Annotated in this window: 21 protein-coding genes; 19 read left to right on the forward strand and 2 right to left on the reverse strand. The window is 60.9% G+C overall.

Translation table 11 applies throughout. The features are described 5' to 3' along the window. Positions 1 to 155: 155 nt before the first annotated feature. The 11 genes from sctQ to AC0L2B_RS28435 all read left to right on the forward strand — a co-directional run bounded on the left by sctQ (position 156) and on the right by AC0L2B_RS28435 (position 12,787). A complete protein-coding gene (gene sctQ / locus AC0L2B_RS28385; RefSeq protein ID WP_473747702.1) occupies positions 156 to 1,073 on the forward strand; it encodes a type III secretion system cytoplasmic ring protein SctQ in 918 nt (305 codons plus the stop codon). Continuing rightward, entirely contained in the window at positions 1,066 to 1,719 is a 654-nt protein-coding gene (gene sctR / locus AC0L2B_RS28390) for a type III secretion system export apparatus subunit SctR (RefSeq protein ID WP_202363682.1), read from the forward strand. Before sctQ ends, sctR begins: the two co-directional genes overlap by 8 nt. Positions 1,720 to 1,737: 18 nt before the next feature. Beyond that, a complete protein-coding gene (locus AC0L2B_RS28395; protein WP_287205261.1) occupies positions 1,738 to 2,007 on the forward strand; it encodes an EscS/YscS/HrcS family type III secretion system export apparatus protein in 270 nt (89 codons plus the stop codon). A gap of 9 nt (positions 2,008 to 2,016) precedes the next feature. Beyond that, positions 2,017 to 2,832 carry a type III secretion system export apparatus subunit SctT gene (gene sctT, locus AC0L2B_RS28400; protein WP_236378518.1) on the forward strand — a complete coding sequence of 272 codons (816 nt, stop codon included), beginning with the start codon at positions 2,017 to 2,019 and terminating at the stop codon, positions 2,830 to 2,832. A gap of 194 nt (positions 2,833 to 3,026) precedes the next feature. Beyond that, complete coding sequence (locus AC0L2B_RS28405) at positions 3,027 to 3,848, forward strand: D-glutamate cyclase family protein (RefSeq protein WP_473747703.1); 822 nt, start codon at positions 3,027 to 3,029, stop codon at positions 3,846 to 3,848. Positions 3,849 to 4,115: 267 nt separating this feature from the next. Then, on the forward strand, positions 4,116 to 5,507 hold the full coding sequence (gene eglC / locus AC0L2B_RS28410; protein ID WP_128172282.1) for an endo-1,3-1,4-beta-glycanase EglC: 1,392 nt from the start codon (positions 4,116 to 4,118) through the stop codon (positions 5,505 to 5,507). A gap of 84 nt (positions 5,508 to 5,591) precedes the next feature. After that, a complete protein-coding gene (locus AC0L2B_RS28415) occupies positions 5,592 to 7,346 on the forward strand; it encodes a type I secretion system permease/ATPase (RefSeq protein ID WP_473747704.1) in 1,755 nt (584 codons plus the stop codon). Beyond that, complete coding sequence (locus tag AC0L2B_RS28420) at positions 7,346 to 8,656, forward strand: HlyD family type I secretion periplasmic adaptor subunit (protein WP_473747705.1); 1,311 nt, start codon at positions 7,346 to 7,348, stop codon at positions 8,654 to 8,656. Before AC0L2B_RS28415 ends, AC0L2B_RS28420 begins: the two co-directional genes overlap by 1 nt. A gap of 82 nt (positions 8,657 to 8,738) precedes the next feature. Continuing rightward, positions 8,739 to 9,032, forward strand: coding sequence for a hypothetical protein (locus AC0L2B_RS28425; protein ID WP_473509723.1), 294 nt, complete (start codon positions 8,739 to 8,741; stop codon positions 9,030 to 9,032). Between the two features lie 420 nt (positions 9,033 to 9,452). After that, positions 9,453 to 10,118, forward strand: a complete 666-nt coding sequence (locus AC0L2B_RS28430; RefSeq protein WP_473513142.1) for a dienelactone hydrolase family protein — start codon at positions 9,453 to 9,455, stop codon at positions 10,116 to 10,118. Between the two features lie 122 nt (positions 10,119 to 10,240). Continuing rightward, positions 10,241 to 12,787, forward strand: a complete 2,547-nt coding sequence (locus AC0L2B_RS28435) for an NAD-dependent epimerase/dehydratase family protein (RefSeq protein WP_473519870.1) — start codon at positions 10,241 to 10,243, stop codon at positions 12,785 to 12,787. Positions 12,788 to 12,890: 103 nt separating this feature from the next. Here AC0L2B_RS28435 and AC0L2B_RS28440 read toward each other — a convergent pair whose 3' ends face one another. Then, on the reverse strand, positions 12,891 to 13,145 hold the full coding sequence (locus AC0L2B_RS28440) for a DUF982 domain-containing protein (protein WP_091590175.1): 255 nt from the start codon (positions 13,143 to 13,145) through the stop codon (positions 12,891 to 12,893). A gap of 113 nt (positions 13,146 to 13,258) precedes the next feature. Here AC0L2B_RS28440 and AC0L2B_RS28445 point away from each other — a divergent pair, with 113 nt between their 5' ends. The 8 genes from AC0L2B_RS28445 to AC0L2B_RS28480 all read left to right on the forward strand — a co-directional run bounded on the left by AC0L2B_RS28445 (position 13,259) and on the right by AC0L2B_RS28480 (position 18,640). After that, on the forward strand, positions 13,259 to 13,858 hold the full coding sequence (locus AC0L2B_RS28445) for a metallophosphoesterase family protein (RefSeq protein ID WP_473747706.1): 600 nt from the start codon (positions 13,259 to 13,261) through the stop codon (positions 13,856 to 13,858). Between the two features lie 384 nt (positions 13,859 to 14,242). Next, the gene (locus AC0L2B_RS28450) at positions 14,243 to 15,397 is read left to right on the forward strand and encodes a DUF3182 family protein (RefSeq protein ID WP_473747707.1); all 1,155 of its coding nucleotides are present in this window, start codon (positions 14,243 to 14,245) and stop codon (positions 15,395 to 15,397) included. A gap of 55 nt (positions 15,398 to 15,452) precedes the next feature. Further along, positions 15,453 to 15,857 carry a SpoIIAA family protein gene (locus tag AC0L2B_RS28455; protein WP_473747764.1) on the forward strand — a complete coding sequence of 135 codons (405 nt, stop codon included), beginning with the start codon at positions 15,453 to 15,455 and terminating at the stop codon, positions 15,855 to 15,857. A gap of 20 nt (positions 15,858 to 15,877) precedes the next feature. Further along, positions 15,878 to 16,099, forward strand: a complete 222-nt coding sequence (locus AC0L2B_RS28460) for a hypothetical protein (protein WP_023799490.1) — start codon at positions 15,878 to 15,880, stop codon at positions 16,097 to 16,099. Between the two features lie 118 nt (positions 16,100 to 16,217). Continuing rightward, positions 16,218 to 16,391 carry a hypothetical protein gene (locus AC0L2B_RS28465; protein WP_245268652.1) on the forward strand — a complete coding sequence of 58 codons (174 nt, stop codon included), beginning with the start codon at positions 16,218 to 16,220 and terminating at the stop codon, positions 16,389 to 16,391. A gap of 188 nt (positions 16,392 to 16,579) precedes the next feature. Next, complete coding sequence (locus tag AC0L2B_RS28470; RefSeq protein WP_023799488.1) at positions 16,580 to 17,107, forward strand: YciE/YciF ferroxidase family protein; 528 nt, start codon at positions 16,580 to 16,582, stop codon at positions 17,105 to 17,107. A gap of 275 nt (positions 17,108 to 17,382) precedes the next feature. Continuing rightward, the gene (locus AC0L2B_RS28475) at positions 17,383 to 17,934 is read left to right on the forward strand and encodes a hypothetical protein (protein ID WP_245268651.1); all 552 of its coding nucleotides are present in this window, start codon (positions 17,383 to 17,385) and stop codon (positions 17,932 to 17,934) included. A 142-nt stretch (positions 17,935 to 18,076) separates the two neighbouring features. After that, positions 18,077 to 18,640 (forward strand): sigma-70 family RNA polymerase sigma factor, encoded by a 564-nt coding sequence (locus AC0L2B_RS28480; RefSeq protein ID WP_027153520.1) that lies wholly within the window; start codon positions 18,077 to 18,079, stop codon positions 18,638 to 18,640. Here the strand turns inward: AC0L2B_RS28480 and AC0L2B_RS28485 are convergent, their stop codons facing one another. Then, a complete protein-coding gene (locus AC0L2B_RS28485) occupies positions 18,641 to 18,823 on the reverse strand; it encodes a hypothetical protein (protein ID WP_023801247.1) in 183 nt (60 codons plus the stop codon). Positions 18,824 to 18,864: the final 41 nt, after the last annotated feature.

Here is an 18,864-nt window from a genome sequence, read left to right on the forward strand (position 1 = left end):
CAAAAAAGAAAGCGCGCGCAGAACCGGTGAGACGCACACGCTCGAGCGTTGGCGAGCCGCTGGCATTGGAATCTGTTGCGGCTGCGGAGATTGAGGCATTGAACGCCTTCTACCGCCGCCGCGCTCCCGCGCAGATCACGATTGCCGGGAAAACCATGGCGCTCGCCGCCGTCTGGCCGGCGCCGAACCCTGTGGACCAGCCAATATGCACGATTGCGTTCACTCTCGGAGACATGGCGGGCAAATTGCGCTTGCCGTTATCTGTTGTCGAACGAGGCCTTGCCAAGGCTGACGAGCTGATCGACGTGAAACGGCTGGCGCCCGCTCACGCCGCACTGCTGCTGGAGTCCGAATTCGAAAAGGATCTCGAATGGATCGAGAGCAAGCTGGGCGAGACGATCGCTATTACGTCGATCGAACAAGAAGACAGCGTTCTGGACCAAACCGCGTTGGCTTTCCTCCTGACCGGCAAGGACGAAACCATAGGTTGCGCCTTGCACACCGACAGCGTCGATCTGGCGGTGCGGGCCGGGGGCTTTCTCGACGCGATCGGCAAAGCGAGGCCCCCGGTTCCTGCCGAATTCCCGTTGCCCGTCTGCCTTTGGCGTCACACGCTTACAATCAGTCACGGTGATCTTGAAAGCCTGCAACCTGGCGATGTGGTGCTCTTCGATGACGAAGAGGAAGAGGCGGCATTGGTCATTGCCGAGCGGCTTTATGCCCCGGCGGTGCTGACTGCCAGCGGGCCGCAACTGCTTGCCGCGCCGACTGCAATCGCTGGATCGAAATGGGAGTGGACCATGAACCAAGACACGCCGCCGCACGCCGATCAGGCATTGGAGGAGGCAACTCTGGACGAGCTGCCGGTTGCGCTTGCCTTCGAACTCGGCCGCACGGCGATGCCTCTCGGCGAGGTAAGGCAGCTTGCGCCCGGTGCCATCGTTCCGCTCGCCAATGTGACGAAGGAGACGGTCGACATCATCGCCAACGGCAAACGCGTCGGCCGTGGCGAGATCGTCCGGATTGGGGAGAGCCTGGGCGTGCGGATCGCCCGCATGTTCGACAATGCTTGATAATTCGCCCAACCTGCTTGGGATCCTGATTGCCGTCGGCTTTGTCGGTCTGCTGCCGCTGGCAGTCGTCACCATGACCGGATTCCTGAAAATCTCGGTCGTGCTGTTCCTCATCCGCAACGCGCTCGGCGTCCAGCAGATGCCGCCCAATCTGGTGCTCTACGGCATAGCGCTCGTGCTCACGGTCTATGTCACGACGCCGTTGCTGAGCGAGATGTCGGGACGGCTCCAGGAAGGGCAGGTTCAGTTCCAGACGACCGACGACCTCGCCAGGGCGGCGCAACTGGTGAGGGAACCATTGCAGCAGCACCTGATCAAGTTCACCCAGCCGGAAGAGCGGCAGTTCTTTCTCGATGGGACGAACCGCCTGTGGCCGGAACAGGCACGACAAGATCTGAAGGACGACGATCTTTCGATACTCGTTCCTGCCTTTGTCGCGTCCGAGCTTACGCGGGCGTTTGAAATCGGCTTTCTGCTTTATCTTCCGTTCCTCATCATCGACATCGTCGTTGCCAACATCCTGATGACGCTCGGCATGATCATGGTCTCGCCGGTCCTCATTTCGGTCCCGCTGAAACTGTTCCTTTTCGTCGCCATAGATGGCTGGTCGCGGCTGATGCACGGCCTGATCCTGAGTTACGTCTGACGCCGCTGGGAGGTTTGCATGAGCAATGACTTCATCCTGGCGAAGGTCCAGGGCGCGCTCCTGACGGTGCTGTTCGCGTCAGGCCCGGCGATCATCGCGGCGCTGGCCGTTGGCATCCTGGTCGGGCTGGCCCAGGCGCTGACGCAAATTCAGGACCAGTCGCTGCCGCAGACGATCAAGCTTGTCGTGATCCTGCTGGTCATCATCGTCTTCGGCCCGCTGCTTGGCCAGCAGATCGCCGAGCAGGCCTCGACGGCGCTGGACGAATTCCCCGTCGTCACGCGTTGAGGCGCGCGGATGCCGGTCGAACCCTTCTTCGCGTCGGTCAAGGAGCTACAGTTGTTTCTTCTGGCGGGAGCTTTCGCGCTCGCCCGCATGACCGGGTTCATGCTGCTGATGCCGCTCTTTTCGCGCGTGCCGCTGTCGGGCCTTCTGCGCAACGGCGTTGCCCTGGCGCTGGCGGTTCCGGTCTTTCCGATGATCGTCGACAAGCTGACAAACACCGACATCGCGACGACGATGATCGTCGCCTACATGCTCAAGGAGGTCGTCGTCGGGGTAACGCTCGGGCTGGCGATGGGCATTCCGTTCTGGGCGGCCGAGGCTGCCGGCGATATCCTGGACCTGCAGCGCGGCTCGACGATGGGCACGCTGATCGATCCGATGATGACCCATGAGACGAGCGCCACCGGCACCTTGCTCGCCGTCATCATGGTCACGGTCTACCTGGCCGCCGGCGGCCTCGAACTTTCCCTGACCAGCCTCTACGACAGCTATGGCCTGTGGCCGATCGACCAGCTTCTCCCGGTGTTCAGCAAGGATGCAGCCGGCATCTTCCTCGATCTCTTGAACCGCATTCTGATGATGGCATTGACCCTGGTTTTCCCGCTCATCATCAGCATGCTGTTATCCGACCTTGTGCTGGCCTTTTTGGCGCGCGCCTCGCCGCACCTCAACGTTTTTGCGCTTTCGCTGATCGTGAAGACGCTGGTGTTTAGCCTCGTCTTTGTCCTCTATTCTGCTTTCCTGCTCTTCTACATGGAGCGGGACCTTGGCTTCCTGCACGAGGCAGGCCGACAGATAGAAGCGATCGGCTGCCGCAGCTGTCAATGACAGCAGGAAGATTTGCGAGAACAGGAAGGTTTGCGACAACAGGAAGGTTTGCGCAAGCGTCCGTCGTAAGATGAAGCAATCGTTGGCCGGCCAATAAATACAATTTATCGTTGAGGAAAGATTCTGACAATTTGACAAGCAGCCGAGCCGCCAACGATCTTACGCCCTCCCGACTTGTCTCTGAACCGGAAGCCATGGCTCGCCTGACCACTTCACCGATCTTCGAGGACCTGCGACTGGTCGATGCGGACAGGCTGCGCAGGCTTGTCAGAATGGGCGCCTATGAGGGGCATACAGGGGGGCTGGCGCACGGTAAGCTCCAGGCCAATGTTGTGATCGTGCCGCGCAGCTTTGCCTGCGATTTCCACCAGTACTGCATCCGCAACCCGAAACCCTGTCCATTGGTCGGCGTCAATCGCGCCGGCAGCCCATTGATCCCGGCGCTGGGCGACATCGACATCCGCACCGATGCCCCCCAGTACAACATCTATCATTTCGGCGAGCTGACCCGTCGGAGGACGGACATCATCGACCTGTGGCAGGATGATTTTGCCGCTTTCGCGCTCGGCAGTTCGCTGACCGTAGAAGCTGCACTTGCCGAAAAGAAACTGAGCCGCATCGGCTGCGGCAGGACCTCGCCCAAGTTCCGAACCAGGATCCAGACGTGCCGCGTCGGACCGTTTGGTGGCGAAATGGTCGTCTCGATGCGTCCGATAAGCCGTTGCGATGTCGACAGGGTTCGCGCTCTCACCGCACGCTTCCCGCATGCCCACGGCTCTCCCATCCATGTCGGAGATCCCACGGTCATCGGAATAGCCGATTTGATGGCTCCCGACTGGGGCGATGCGGTCAAAATCATCGACGGGGAGGTCCCTGTATTCTGGGCCAGCAGCATCACCGCACAGGATGCACTTGCTCGCGCCGAACTGGCGACCTCGATCACGGTATCGCCGGGGCACATGCTGATCACCGATGTCGATGCACGAGCCGATGCGGGCGCTTTCAAAGTCTACTAGCAGTTCTTCATCACCGGTCAGCGTTAATGCTATTCGAGATGCGAAATGCGGTGAGAGTCGGTCTCGATCTGCCTCACCACATCTTCGATCATGTTGCAGTGGCCCAACCTTATGCACTCGAGGCAGTGAAGCTCCCCGGCAAGTGCTCCCACTACGTGATAACCATTTGGTAACCTTCCGAACTCGAAAGTGAGAAAGTGCTGGCTACTTTTGCCCTCGATAGATGTTAGGGCTGGTATCGAGCGAGACAAAGGAGAAAGGACCGGGATGGCCACGGTACTGAACGCCAAAGGCGTTCCACTTCCCTACAGCGGATCCTCCGTAAAGTGGTATTCGGCGACGAATTCCGGCCCGACACTTTATGGCAGCACATACAACGACTCGATGTATGGCGACGCTGCCGTCACCGTCACAATGCGTGGCGGCAAGGGCGACGACATCTATTATCTGTATGCCGCGAAAAACAAGGCGGTCGAGCTGTCCGGCGAAGGGGTAGACACCATCTCGACCTGGATGAGCTACAAGCTCCCAGCCAATTTCGAGAACCTGACGGTCACCGGCGACAAGCGCTATGCTTTCGGAAACGAGCTGAACAACATCGTTACCGGCGGCTCCGGCCAACAGACGCTCGACGGCTTGCAGGGCGATGACGTGCTCAAGGGCGGATCCGGGGCGGACATTTTCGTCGTCAACCCCGGCAACGGCAGTGACCTGATCCTGGACCTTGGCGCGACGGATACGGTTCGCGTCGGGAGCTACGGCTTCACCTCCTTCGAAGAGGTGCGCGCCAACATGGTCCAGTCGGGAGCCAACGTCCGCCTAAATCTGTCCGACGGCGAGTTTCTCGTCTTCGCCAACAAGACCATCGGCGATTTCACCGCAAGCCAGTTCAAGCTGGCCGTGGACAGGTCTGCCCTGGAACTGACCTTTTCGGACGAGTTCGATACGTTGGACCTGTGGAACGGCTCGAGCGGCACCTGGGATTCGAATTACTGGTGGGGGGCCGAGAACGGCAGCACGCTCACGAGCAACAATGATCTTCAATGGTACATTGATACCGACTACGCCCCGACACGCTCCGTCAATCCGTTCAGCATCGAGGACGGCGTTCTCACCATTACCGCCGCCCGGGCTCCTGAAGCGATCCGTCCCTACATAAATAACTACGAATACACGTCAGGGTTGCTGACGACCTACGAATCCTTCGCGCAGACCTACGGCTATTTTGAAATTCGAGCCGACATGCCCGAAACACAAGGTGCTTGGCCGGCCTTCTGGCTTCTCCCGGCGGACGGCTCCTGGCCACCGGAACTGGACGTGATCGAGATGTTCGGTAAAGATCCAAACAAGCTCATCCTGACAGGCCACTCGAACGCGACGGGAACTCATACAACAGTAGGCACGACGGCCTATGCCGCGGATACCGAAGGGTTCCACACATATGGTGTGCTTTGGACAGAAGACGAACTCGTCTGGTATTTCGACGACGTCGAAGTCGCTCGTGCCGCAACGCCTGCCGACATGCATGACCCGATGTATATGCTGGTGAATATGGGGATTGGTGGCCAGGCGGGAGAGCCCGCCGACGAGCTTGCGACGCCTGCCGAAATGCAGATCGACTACATCCATGCCTATGCGTTGCAAGACTGGGTTATCTGACATTTGACAGATGGACTCGGCACCGACACGTTCGTCATCATTTCGGGCGCGGCCATTGCCGCCTGAGACCGAACTGGAACTGATGTGAAGCCGACGTCGCATCCCATTCCACCCGAGCCGCCGCGAACGACACTCGCGGCGGTTTTGGCCTCCTTCCGGCGAGCGTTGGCCGGAATTGCGTTGATGAGCGGCGTCGTCAATGTCCTGGCGCTGACCGGCTCGTTCTTCATGCTGCAGGTCTATGATCGTGTCATACCCGGCCGCAGCGTGCCGACGCTCGTCGGGCTCGCCGTGTTTGCCAGCACACTTTTCGTTTTTCAGGGCGTTCTCGAACTCATCCGGTCGCGTTTGCTGGTGCGCATCGGGATGGCGCTGGACGCGCGCTTGAGCGGACAGGTCTATGCTGCCCTCATGCGTCTGCCGCTGCGCACCAAGCTCGCAGGCGACGGCCTTCAATCCTTGCGCGATCTTGACCAGGTGCGATCGTTCATGTCGAGCGCCGGTCCGACCGCGCTTTTCGACCTGCCGTGGATGCCGCTCTACCTCTTGATCTGCTTCCTGTTCCACTTCTGGATCGGCATGACGGCGCTGGCCGGCGTGGTTATTCTGTTCAGCCTGGCATTGCTTGCCGAAATACGCACGCGAGAGCCCGCCAGAAAGGCAAACAGTCAAGCGGCAGCGCGCAATACACTTGCCGAAGCGACACGTCGCAATGCCGAGGTTCTGCAGGCCATGGGCTTTGGCTCGCGAATCGCCGAGCGCTGGTCAGGGATCAATGCCGGCTACCTCGACACCAATGCAACAGCCAGCGACCTTGCCGGGACGCTCGCAACGATCGCGAAGATCCTGCGCATGATGCTGCAATCGGGCATCCTGGCGATCGGCGCTTATCTGGTCATCCATCAGGAGGCGACCGGCGGCATCATGATCGCAAGTTCGATCATGATGAGCCGGGCGCTCGCACCGATTGAACTGGCTATCGCCCACTGGAAGGGCTTCGTCACCGCCCGCCAGGCCTGGGCCCGGCTGACCCAGCTTTTGGTCCTGCTTCCCGAAACTGCGACAAGTGTCTCGCTGCCTGCTCCGAGATCTGCTCTTTCGGTCGAAAGTATCAGTGTCACACCGCCGGGTGAGCGCCGGATGGTCGTGCAGGACGCCACCTTTGCATTGGGACAGGGCGTCGGCCTCGGCATCGTCGGGCCAAGCGCTTCGGGCAAGTCATCGCTCGTTCGGGCAATTGCCGGCATATGGCTGCCAATCCGCGGCACCGTCAGGCTGGACGGCGCAACACTCGACCAATGGTCGCCGGAAGAACTGGGCAAGCATGTCGGCTATCTGCCGCAGGATGTGCAACTGTTCGACGGCACCATTGCCGAGAACATCGCGCGCTTCGAACCGCAAGCGCCCTCGGACAAGATACTGGCGGCTGCGCGCGCGGCCGGCGTTCATGATCTCGTCATCCACCTGCCGGAAGGCTACGAGACGCGCATCGGCGAGGCCGGTTCGGCGCTTTCGGCTGGCCAGAGGCAGCGGGTGGCGCTTGCCCGGGCTCTCTACGGTGACCCGTTTCTGGTTATTCTCGACGAGCCTAACTCCAACCTCGATGCGGAAGGCGAGGCGGCGTTGACGGTGGCGATCCAAGGCGTGCGCGCGCGAGGCGGTATAGCCGTCGTGGTCGCACATCGTCCGAGCGCGCTTGCCAGCCTGGATCAGGTTCTTGTGATGGCGAACGGCCGTATTCAGGCCTTTGGCCCAAAAAATGAGATCTTGAACAAGATAACCCGCCCAGCGGGCGTTCCCTTGAAAGTCGTTTCCGGACTAGAAGAGACGGCATCCTGATGGCGCAACGCATGATATTCGCGGCCGATCGCACCATTCGACGCTATCTGCTTGGCGGTGTCGCAACCTGCATCCTGCTGGTTGGCGGGGCGGGGAGCTTGGCTGCCGTCACCGAGATTTCCGGAGCCGTCATCGCTTCGGGAAAGCTGGTTGTCGATTCCAGCGTCAAGAAGGTGCAGCATCCGACGGGTGGCGTTGTCGGTCAAATCTTCGTCCGGGAAGGTGATGCCGTGCAATCGGGCAAGGTCTTGATCCGCCTCGATGAGACCATCACCCGGGCCAATTTGGCGATCGTCTCGAAGAGCCTGGACGAATTCGAGGCGCGGCTGGCTCGCCTTGAGGCCGAGCGCGACGGCAAGGCAAGCATCGTCTTTCCAGCTTCGCTTGTGTCACGCCAGGATGCCCCCGAGATTGGTCGGGCGATGGCCGGCGAGCAATCTCTGTTCGAATTTCGCCGACAGGCACGCGCCGGTCAGAAGGCTCAGTTGCAGGAGCGCATTGCGCAGCTTGCCGAAGAGGTTTCCGGCTTGACCGAGCAAAGAGATGCCAAGAGCCAGGAAATCAAGTTGATCGGCTTTGAGCTCGAAGGCATGCGCAGCCTTTGGCAACGCAAGCTGGTTTCGATCGATCGTATTACTGCGCTTGAACGCGATGCTGTGCGGCTTAAAGGCGAGCACGGGCAACTGACTGCGGCCATAGCGCAATCGAACGGTCGTACCTCCGAAATCCGTTTGCAGATCATCCAGATCGACCAGGATTTGCGCAGCGAAGTGGCAAGCGAACTGCGAGACGTCCAGGCAAAGATCTCCGAGTCCGTGGAGCGCAAGGTTTCGGCCGAAGATCAGCTCAAACGCATCGACATACGCAGTCCGCAGAACGGTGTCGTTCATCAGCTCGGCGTGCACACGGTCGGTGGCGTTATATCTCCAGGCGAGCTCATCATGCTGATTGTCCCGGTGACGGACGACCTGACCGTCGAGGCGCGCGTGGCTCCGCAAGACATCGATCAGTTGACGCCAGGGCAAGGCGCGACCCTGCGGCTGTCGGCATTCAATCAGCAAACGACGCCGGAACTGAATGGTGCGGTCAGCAAGATTTCCGCCGACCTCAATGTCGATGAGAAAACAGGCACCGGCTTTTACACCGTGCATGTTGCTTTACCGCGCACAGAGCTTAGCCGGCTCAAGGGCGTGGCCCTGGCGCCAGGCATGCCTGTCGAGGTGTTCTTTTCGACCGGCAACCGCACCATGCTGTCCTATCTCGTGAAACCTTTGGCGGATCAGATCCAGCGAGCTTTCAGGGAGCAGTAGGCTCTCTCTGCGAGCCGACGAGCTGAATTCCGGAACAAGGATGCGATTTTACCGTTTCGCCTGAAACCGGAAGCGATCCCACATGTCCGAGTTGACGAATGAAGAGATCGAGGGTCGGCTCAATGCCCAGCGAGAGACTCTGGCGCTGGTCGTCGCGCTGCTTGCCGGCCCCGACAAGTCAGAGCGAATATGGGCCGAACTGGAAGCCCGCTTTCAATTCCAGAACAATCAGGAAGACCCCGGCGCCGTGCCAAGCCGTGCATTCGCCATTGAGAGCGCGATGATGCGGGAGTTCAAGCTGATCTTCGAGGAAGCGCGGGCACGCAAGGCGGAATGGAATGCCGACAAGCCATCCACAAGCGCCGCCAGTTCCTGACGGGGACTGCCGCCCGGCCTGCAGCATCTCTCACGCTGGGGATTAGCTACAGCCACCACGCCTTCGTCATCCCAGGGCGGAGCAGGAGCGAAGCGACGTCGCGTAGACCCTGGGATCCATGCCGTGACATCAGAGCGTCACGACGGTGCAGAACCTTTGATGGCGGAGCGAGGCGCCCCCCTCTGTCCTGCAGGACAGAGGGGGCGCGAAGGATCGCTACAGAGCGCTTTTGTTCTGGTCCGCTGCATTCCTCGGCTGAGGTAACGGCATGCATCCCAAGGTCTGCGCCGCGTCGCTCCGGATGGAGGCCATATTTTTTCTGACCTTCCCCGGAAACATTTCCGCCATGCCAGTGTTTAACGCACTGAGTGGGTGCGAGGCGCAGTTCCTCTGCTGCGATCCTCCCTTTGGAGTGTAACGATGCCGGCAACCGCCATGACAGAGGTCGAGGAGGTCAGGATCGAGCCCGGCGGGCTCGTCGGGCTGCTAGGCGTGCCGCACGGTGCGCAAGGCATCGTCATCTTCGCTCATGGCAGCGGAAGTGGACGGCTCAGTCCGCGCAACAATCACGTGGCCGCTGCACTTCGGCAGGCCGGACTGGCGACCCTTCTCGTCGACCTGTTGACGTCGATCGAGGAAGGCGACAGGCGAAACGTCTTCGACATTGACCTGCTCGCATCGCGGCTCGCGCTGGCCACGCATTGGGCGGCTGCCGAAGCCCGTACCAGAAGGCTTGTTCCGCTCTATTTCGGGGCAAGCACTGGCGCCGCAGCCGCGCTGGCGGCCGCCGCACGCCCGGATGCAGCTATCGCGGCTGTCGTCTCGCGCGGCGGCCGGCCCGATCTGGCGATGGACGTGTTGCCGGCCGTGCGTGCCCCGACACTGCTTCTGGTCGGCAGCCTGGACGGGCCGGTGATCGGGATGAACCAGCGGGCCCTTGCAGCGCTGAAGGGCGAGAAACAGTTGATCATTATCGACGGTGCCGGCCACCTCTTCGAGGAGCCGGGCACAATGGATGAAGTGATCAGGCACGCCACGCGATGGTTCCTCGATCATCTCGCGCCTCCGGAAAGGCCGAGGCAATGATCCTGGGCAGGTCAAAGCGCGAGAAACAAAATGAATCCAGTTCCAAGTTGCCGGGCGAGCCGAGCAAGGCCAAAGCGCATCGCGCCATCGGGCCGCTCTTCCAACACGGTCGGGCCTGAGCCATGGCAAATCACGGCACGACCCTTCCGACGGTTCTTGTCACCGGCAGCAGCGGCTTCCTGGGGCAGGCGATCGCGCGAGGCTTGATCGACCGCTATCGCGTCATCGGCCTCGACGTCGCAAAACCCAAGCATGCCCCCGCCGGCATGGAGACGATCGAGATCGATCTCACCTCCGATGAGGGCGTGAGCAGGGCTGTGCAGGCGGCACGGGAGCGCAGCGGCGGCCGCATCGCTTCGGTCGTCCATCTTGCCGCCTATTATGACACGACCGGCGAGGACAACCCAAAATATGACGCCGTCACCGTGCAGGGCACGCGCCGGCTGCTGAAGGCGCTGACGGCGGTCGAGAGCGAACAGTTCGTGTTCTCCAGCACGCTTCTCGTCCATGCGCCAAGCCCGGAGAAGGGCGCGAAAATCAATGAGGACTCGCCGCTTGACCCGGCCTGGGCCTACCCAAGATCGAAAGCCGAAACCGAGGCGCTGATTTCGCGGGAGCGCGGCCAGATCAAGACGGTGACCCTGCGGCTCGCCGGCGTCTATGACGAAGACTGCCGGGCCGCCTTTATTGCCCAGCAGATCGCCCGCATCTTCGAACGCTTGCCGACCGCGTATCTGTTCGCCGGCGATATCACCGCCGGCCAGCCCTATCTGCACAAGGACGATCTCGTCGATGCAGTGGTGCGCACCGTCGACCGGCGCGCCGAACTTCCGGCCGAGACCGTGCTTCTGATCGGCGAAGAAGACACACCGTCATACGAGGAGATGCAGAAGCGCATCGGCCGGCTCATCCATGGCGAGGACTGGCGCACCCTGGCGCTGCCGAAGCAACTGACGAAGCTCGGCGCGTGGGTGCAGACGGAGGTGCTCGACCAGGACACCGACATCAAACCGTGGATGATCGAGAACTCGGACGATCATTACGAGATCGACATTTCGCGGGCCAAAACCCTGCTGGGCTGGGCGCCCAAACACAATCTGCTGGACACTCTACCGGAGATGATCCGCCGGCTGAAGCAGGACCCCACGGACTGGTATGCGGCCAACAAGCTCGATCCGCCCGTTGTCGCGGCTTCTGACCCCGAGATCGAGCAGGCCGAAAGGCGCCTCAAGGGACCGCTCGAGCGAAGCAAGGAAGAGGTCGAAGCGGCGATAAAACGGCATCGGTCGAGGACGCTCTGGGCGCCGATGACCAACGCTGCGCTTGGGCTGTGGCTGGTCACCTCTCCAATGACAATTGGCCTGTTCGATCCCGTCACAGCCGCAATGCCACCCGCTCTGGGGCACGCTGTCGCGGAGCCGCAATTGCGCAACGCAGGCCTCGGCGTCAGCGAGATCGTTTCCGGCCTGCTGGTGACGGCCTTTGCGTTGATGGGCATGTCCCGACGCTGGCGCTGGGTGCAGTGGATCACGGCGTCGCTCGGCGTTTGGGTGATGCTGGCGCCGTTGCTGTTCTGGACGACCAGCGCCGCCGCCTATGCCATCGACACGCTCGTCGGCATGCTGATCGTCGCCTTTGCGGTGATGATCCCGCCGACCCCTGGCATCAGCCGCCGCGCGCTGGCGGCCGACGACGACATTCCGCTGGGCTGGACCTATTCGCCATCGACCTTCACGCAGCGGATACCGATCGTGGCGCTGGCCTTCGTCGGCCTGTTCGTCTCGCGCTATCTCGCCGCCTTCCAAATGGGCCACGCGGATGGGCTGTGGGATCCGTTCTTCGGCCCCGGTGGCGCGCCGGTGCGCAACGGCAGCGAGGCGGTGGTGACGTCATGGGTCTCGAAGGGTTTTCCAGTCGCCGATGCCGGGCTCGGCGCCTTCGCCTATTGCCTCGATATCCTCGCCGGTGCGATCGGCGACCGACGGCGCTGGCGCACCATGCCGTGGATGGTGCTCCTGTTCGGCCTGCTGATCGTTCCGCTTGGCGTGGTCAGTGTGTCCTTCATCATCATCCAGCCACCGCTGATTGGCGCGCTGTGCACGCTCTGCATTCTCCAGGCCGCCGTCACGGTGGTGCTGATCCCTTACTCCGTCGACGAGGTGCTGGCGACCATCCAGTATCTCTGGGGCGCCACGAGGGCAGGCGAGCCGTTCTGGCGTACCTTCTGGATGGGCGGACCGGCGCTGTCGGAGAACCAGACGCCTGGCGCCGATCTCGACCGTCCGGTTTTCGAGGTGCTGAAGGAATTTGTCACCGGCGGCGTCAACTTCCCGTGGACGCTGGCAGCAAGTACGCTGCTCGGCGCCTTGCTGATGACCACGCCATTGATCTTCGGCACGCAGCCACCGCTTTACTTCAGCGATCATGTCGTCGGCTGTCTCATTATCATGGTCGCAGTCACGGCCATGGCCGAAGTGGTCCGGCCGCTACGCTTCCTCAATGTCGTGCTTGGCGCATGGGTCGCGGTGTCCCCCTTCGTGCTTGCCGGCGGTGAAACCCCGGCGATGGTGGCGGACGTTGCGATCGGTCTGGCGCTGATCGTGCTCAGCCTGCCGCGCGGCACGCGCAGTGACCAGCACTATGGCGGTTGGGATCGAGCGATTGTCTGAGCAACTCGACCTCAGCGCCTGGCAAGGCGAAGCGCGCGTGACGATCTGCAGGAGCAGGTCAAGGAAGAGATCGGATGGCCTGACAAGGCTCTGCCTGACGGGGCTAGATTTGTTCGCCGAGCAGGATCCTCGCGTCCTTGGCCGCGACGATGAACGCCTGGCGTGCGACCCTTGGCGGCTTTTCGCCGCGGATAACAGCAAGGCAGGCTGCGATTGCAGCCAGTCGCGTCTTGGACGCTGGCGTCGGCCAGTCCTTCAGCAGCACTTCAGCCGCATCGGAGACAGACAAGACAACCCTGTCACGATCGATCCGACCGGGTTGAACGACAATTGGCTTTCTGAAACGTCTCGTGCGCACGACACTCTCCAAAGCGAGGAGTATGTTAGCCGCGTCTGATCTTGTTGGCCACCTCAAATGTTAATTGCGGGAAGGCGAGGTTCGGACAACGTCCGCAAAGGCTGTGAACGACCATGATCTATTTCACGGCCGACACACATTTCAGCGATCCCCGCATTCTGCGCATCGATCGCCGCCCGTTCGGCTCGCTGGCCGAACACGATCGAGCGCTGATTTCGCTCTGGAACGAAACCGTCAGCCCGAATGACCAGATCTGGCATCTCGGCGACTTTGCCAAGGGATCGGCCGAATTCGTTGCATCGCTGCTGTCGTCTCTTCATGGCGAGAAGCATCTGATTATCGGCAACAACGATGGCGCGGCGACCATAGAGGCTGCGGGTTGGGCCAGCACACAGCATTACAAGGAACTGACGATAGACGGCAGGTTGCTGATCATTTGCCACTATCCTTTTCGCACCTGGAATCAGATCGGCAAGAAATCGATCAATCTGCATGGCCATTCCCACGGCAGGCTGAGCCCGGTCACACGCCAGTACGACGCCGGCGTCGACAGCTGGGATTTCCGCCCGGTCACCCTTTCCGCCATCCTTGCAAGCCGACGGCGGCACCCCTCCACTTCGTCATCCCAGGGCGGAGCAAGGAGCGAAGCGACGCGCGCAGACCCTGGGATCCATTCCGTGACGTCAGCCGAAGAATGCAGCGGGTCAGAATAAAAGCGCTCCGCAGCGATCCTTCGCGCCCCCCCTCTGTCCTGCCGGACATCTCCCCCACGAGGGGGGAGATTGGCCTTCATCACTGATTTCGCCAACCACCAACCGTGCAAAAAAGGGACGCTGTCCGCGAAGCTGCCGATCTCCCCCCGTGTGAGGGAGATGTCCGGCAGGACAGAGGGGGGCGCTGTCCGTCGGCGATCAAAGGTTCTGCACCGCAGCGCGCTCCAAGGTCACGGCTGGATACCAGCGTCTGCGCCCGCGCGGCGAGCCTGCCAATCCGGGCTGAACGTTCTGCCATCTGCTGCGTTCTCCCGGGGACAGGGCGCGTAGGACCGCAACATCGGCGCCCAATGGCCATAACGAGGAAGCACCGGAACGACCGATATGACCGAGCACAGAGGCACTCAGCCGAGCCAGCCAAGAGGCACCGTGATCGCATTCTCCGCGCCGGGCTGCGAGCCTCTCTACGCTCACGAGCGGGAAGCCATAGCTGCCGTCGCCCGCACCATTGCCACCCTCAAGGGGTTTGCCTTCCGGCAGGGTCTAGGCCACAGCAGCGGCAATGGCGGGCGCTTGTACTTCGTGCCGGACGACAGCTTGCTTGCCAGCGATGCGGCACGGCTGGGTATCAACGGGCCGCAAGACCTCTTCGGCGGCGTGGTGCCTTGGCGATTCGCGACCACCAAGGCCATAACCCACGAACTGGTCGACGACCTGGCCGAACGACCGAAGGAATGGTCAACCGGCTTCGGCAGAACTGTCGCCGCCGCAGTATTGCCTGGCTACACCGTGTTTTCGCGGCACGATGCGCTGCGAGCAGCGCAACGCCTGCTGAGGCATGGGCTGGCCCGGCTCAAGCCACCGCTTGCCTCGCGAGGCCAGGACCAGCACATCGTTCGCACGGTTGCTGACGTCGAGAGACTGCTCGAGCGATACCGCTCCCCCGACTTGAACGAGTACGGTCTGGTGCTCGAAGCTGACCTTCGTGACGTCGTCACTTTGAGTGTTGGCAGAACCGAGATCGACGAAACCATGGTCGCCTACTACGGCACTCAAACGACGACGACTGATAATGCGGGACAATCCGTTTATGGCGGGTCGGACCTCATTGTCGTGCGCGGCGGATGGGAAGCTCTCGAAGACCTTCAGCTTCCCCGCGCACTGGCTTCGGCAATTGCGCAGGCGAGGGCCTATGACGCGGCGATGGCTGAGTATCCTGGATTTTTCGCCTCGCGGCGTAACTACGATATCGGCCAGGGTGTCGATTCGTCGGGTATGTGGCGATCCGGTGTGCTCGAGGCCAGCTGGCGCATTGGCGGCAGCAGCACGGCCGAGCTTGCGGCAATAAAGATCATGAAGCAGGACCCGGACATCCAACTGGTGCGTGCGTCCGCGGTCAAGACGTTCGGCAATACCAGCCGGTTGCCTGACAACGCCGACGTTCACTTTCAGGGAGAAGACCCCGATGAGGGTCCGATCACGCGCTATACCGTCGTCACGAATGCGACCCGGGAGCCGCCAAGGAAAGCGGTGGTTTAGTGTCTAAAAACGCTTAGGACCAGGGAACATCCGTCGGCGGCTTGAGTTGTTCGGCATGATCCCGAAAACCAATCCGAAGGAGGAAAAAGTGATCGAGGTTATTTCTGCTCCTGAGAATGTCGCCGCATTTCGCGTTGCCGGTACCGTGACCGCGGAGGACTACGACAAGATCATCCCGACCATCGAAGAGAAACTGAGCGAACATGAAGAGATCGGCATCCTGGCCGACCTTACCGATCTGGAGGACATGACGGGCGACGCGTTGCGCCGCGATCTGCAGTACGGCTTGAGCAAACTTGGCGAACTCCACCGCTTCCAGCGTGCCGCAGTGGTGTCCGAAAAACAGTGGATCCAGGCAGCTACCGAAATGACGGGCGCACTGTTCCCGCAGATCGAGGCGCGGGTGTTCCCGGCGGACGAAAAGACCCAGGCTCTGGAGTGGGTAGCACGCGTTCAATAGCGGTATCTAGGGGAGCGGCCATGCCAACCATCTACAACAAACGACAGAATTCGGACGGGCTGTGGGAAGTCTACGACGACGAGAGCGAGGAAGCCGTCGTGGTTGACGGCATGCCGCTTTCCGGCCTCGATGAACTCGAAGCCAATGAGGCCATTCGAAAACTCAAGCGGGGTGAGGTGACTTCCGACAACATTCCGCCGACTGCCCAGTCTGGCTGGCCTCCGACCAAAGACGGCATATAATCAATGCAAGCGTCCTGCCCCGGCGCGAGCAGGTTGCAGGGGCGACGTTTCCAGTGCATTCTTGCTGTCGTCGATGACCACACAGTATCTTAACCACCAGTTGGAATGCCCTTATTGCTTGACGATAAGGCTGAGGATTCCGGCCGACGCCGGTCCTGACGACCGGATCTTTTGCGACGACTGTGGCGAATTCCTCGGGACCTGGGACGATCTGCTTACCGATTTTGAGAGGCAGGGCGGCCAGGATGGAGTGTTCCGTCTCGACAAGGGCCGTATCAAGCGGATCGATTGAGCCGATTGCTGGCGAAGCCATTTGCTCGCACCGCCGTCTCGCCAGCGTAAGCCTTGCAGCACCTGCGCGGCCTGAGGCGAAAAATTTCCAGCGGCTCGAATCATCAGGGAACTTGTTGCCGGCCGGCGGGGTTATCGGTCGCCTTCCCAGTTAGGGAGGCTAGCTCCAAACCTCAGCGGGAGACGACCATGGCAACTGCGAAAAAAGCTGCGAAAGCGACAACCAAGGGCCTTGAGGACCTGTTCCTCGACGGGCTGAAAGATCTTTACTACGCCGAAAAGAAAATACTGAGGGCGCTGCCGAAAATGGCCAAAAGCGCGGAGTCGGAAAAAGTGACTGCTGCCTTCGAAAAACATCGCATGGAGACGGAAGTTCACGTCGACCGGCTCGAGGAGGTGTTCGAGAAATTTGGCAAGGCGGCACGCGGCAAGACCTGCCCGGCGATCGACGGCATCATTGAAGAAGGCTCCGAGATCCTCGAAGACTATGACGGTGCTCCTGCGCTCGATGCCGGACTGGTCGCAGCGGCGCAAGCCGTCGAACATTACGAGATCGCCCGGTACGGCACTCTTGTCGCCTGGGCGGAACAGATGGGAAAGGCCGACGTCGCCGCCCTTCTCAAGGCAACGCTCAAGGAAGAGGTCGCGACAGACGAAGCGCTGACCGGGTTGGGCGAGGGTGGTGTCAACCAACGTGCCCTCCAAGCTGCCGCCTGATTCCTGGTGGTGACAGGCTTGCGGAGCCCAGGCGAAGATCGCCAGGCTCCGCTCGCAAGATGCAGGTAGTGCCTTGCCGTCCGGGATTCTTGAACCGGCGTGGCCGACTGGCCATTGCCAGGCTTGAATTAGCTTGAACCGGAATCTTCAAGAAGACCAATGGGTCAAAGACATTGCGCAGATGCCAGGTGAGAGAGCCCGCTATCGTTGGCGTTGGCGTTCGGCATGGCGTTGAGTGGCCGAGCGACCCGTTTAGCGAGCCCGGTCGCGGGTGATTGGAACATCTGCCGACCAACGCCGTTGATATGCTCGGCAGGCGAAAGGGGCTGCATATGTCAAAACTTCAGGCGGTGACTCCAGAGCATCTGCAGCGGCTCAAGCTCGAGGCGTCTGCTTATTTTGGTCCGAAAGTGCTCCACGAAGCATTGTTGCGTCTTTGCCAGGCTTGCGGACGCGATAGCCTTGACCGGTTCGAGAAGACCATGGTCGATAAGATCGAGGCAATGCGCGATGAGAGGGCCGATTTCGAGACAATGAAGGAATTTGCCATCGAACAGCTTTACGCCTGCGTTCGCGAGGTCAGTAGTTCGCCTGACATGAAACAGCCGCTGGAGGGAGCAGAAGCCCGAAGGACGCCTGGTCGGTCGGAAGAGCCGAAGACCCTGGAAGACCAGTTGCAGGCCGGGCTTGAGGATTCTTTTCCCGCGAGCGACCCGCCGGCGGTGGTGTCAACAGCGATATCCGGCGGGGCGAAAAAGCTGGTCGGGACTGACGAAGTCCTGAAAAAGCAGCGGGAAGAGGCGGCCAAGAACAACGACCGGTCATAGACGGCCGCCCGCCCAATCCGAGATTTTCCAGCACCTTATTTCGATGTCCGGAACGATCCAAACCTTCATGCATTTAGCTAGGTCTGCGTTCATCAACTCTTTCTTGCTGGGAGCTGGACCATTGTCCTCCAGGGGCTACCCCTTGGCCAACCAGGAAACGGACGACGTTTCCATCGTTGACCTGATACCTGCCTTGCGAGCCTTCGCCCGCACCTTCTGCCGGGTTCCCGACGATGCCGACGACCTGGTCCAGGAGACATTGACCAAAGGGCTCGCCAACATCGACAAATTTGAGCCTGGAACGCGTATGAAGTCATGGCTCTTCACCATCATGCGCAATAGCTATTATACGCGCATCAAGGCCGCCGACAGGGAAAAGCCAGGCCTGCTCGACTGCGCCTCCGCAATCCCGATTACGGAAGCGACGCAGGAGTGGTCCGTTCAGAGCAAGGAAGTCTCCAACGCGGTCCAGAGGTTGCCGGAGCATCAGCGCGAGGTCCTGATGCTGATCGGGGTCCTTGGCGTCAGCTATGAAGAAACTGCCGAAATATGCGGTTGCGCGGTTGGAACGGTAAAAAGCCGCCTTAACCGAGCGCGTGCCAGCGTGCTGGAATACCTCGGCGAAAGTTCCTTGCAGACATTGGTGGAACGACGCAATCACCTGTCAGCAGCACAGGGAAACTTCGCAGTCGACAGGCGCCGATAGCTAGTCCTGTTTCTTTGCTTTGCATCGACGCTTCTCGACAAGCGCATTCTGCAATTGAACCGCAAGGTCGGTCAGCTGGTCGGGGACCTTTTCCTGCTCGATAGCAGTCAGCAGAGATGCAATCTTCCGGTCTATTGCCAGCCGGAGTTTCGGGCTGATGCTATCGTCGCTCGAGCGAGACATAGTGTTCTCTTAACGAATCAGTCCCTTCACCAGTGTGGTGA

The sequence above is a fragment of the Mesorhizobium sp. WSM4815 genome (genome assembly GCF_055811575.1).

Excerpts from the sequence above, each read along its gene's own strand:
- AC0L2B_RS28445 (WP_473747706.1), top strand. The coding sequence starts at position 13,259 with ATGATCTATTTCACGGCCGACACACATTTCAGCGATCCCCGCATTCTG.
- AC0L2B_RS28405 (WP_473747703.1), top strand. The coding sequence starts at position 3,027 with ATGGCTCGCCTGACCACTTCACCGATCTTCGAGGACCTGCGACTGGTC.
- AC0L2B_RS28450 (WP_473747707.1), top strand. The coding sequence starts at position 14,243 with ATGACCGAGCACAGAGGCACTCAGCCGAGCCAGCCAAGAGGCACCGTG.
- AC0L2B_RS28455 (WP_473747764.1), top strand. The coding sequence starts at position 15,453 with ATGATCCCGAAAACCAATCCGAAGGAGGAAAAAGTGATCGAGGTTATT.
- AC0L2B_RS28470 (WP_023799488.1), top strand. The coding sequence starts at position 16,580 with ATGGCAACTGCGAAAAAAGCTGCGAAAGCGACAACCAAGGGCCTTGAG.
- AC0L2B_RS28460 (WP_023799490.1), top strand. The coding sequence starts at position 15,878 with ATGCCAACCATCTACAACAAACGACAGAATTCGGACGGGCTGTGGGAA.
- sctQ (WP_473747702.1), top strand. The coding sequence starts at position 156 with ATGGCGCTCGCCGCCGTCTGGCCGGCGCCGAACCCTGTGGACCAGCCA.
- AC0L2B_RS28430 (WP_473513142.1), top strand. The coding sequence starts at position 9,453 with ATGCCGGCAACCGCCATGACAGAGGTCGAGGAGGTCAGGATCGAGCCC.
- AC0L2B_RS28435 (WP_473519870.1), top strand. The coding sequence starts at position 10,241 with ATGGCAAATCACGGCACGACCCTTCCGACGGTTCTTGTCACCGGCAGC.
- sctR (WP_202363682.1), top strand. The coding sequence starts at position 1,066 with ATGCTTGATAATTCGCCCAACCTGCTTGGGATCCTGATTGCCGTCGGC.
- AC0L2B_RS28395 (WP_287205261.1), top strand. The coding sequence starts at position 1,738 with ATGAGCAATGACTTCATCCTGGCGAAGGTCCAGGGCGCGCTCCTGACG.
- AC0L2B_RS28420 (WP_473747705.1), top strand. The coding sequence starts at position 7,346 with ATGGCGCAACGCATGATATTCGCGGCCGATCGCACCATTCGACGCTAT.
- AC0L2B_RS28485 (WP_023801247.1), bottom strand. The coding sequence starts at position 18,823 with ATGTCTCGCTCGAGCGACGATAGCATCAGCCCGAAACTCCGGCTGGCA.
- eglC (WP_128172282.1), top strand. The coding sequence starts at position 4,116 with ATGGCCACGGTACTGAACGCCAAAGGCGTTCCACTTCCCTACAGCGGA.
- AC0L2B_RS28425 (WP_473509723.1), top strand. The coding sequence starts at position 8,739 with ATGTCCGAGTTGACGAATGAAGAGATCGAGGGTCGGCTCAATGCCCAG.
- sctT (WP_236378518.1), top strand. The coding sequence starts at position 2,017 with ATGCCGGTCGAACCCTTCTTCGCGTCGGTCAAGGAGCTACAGTTGTTT.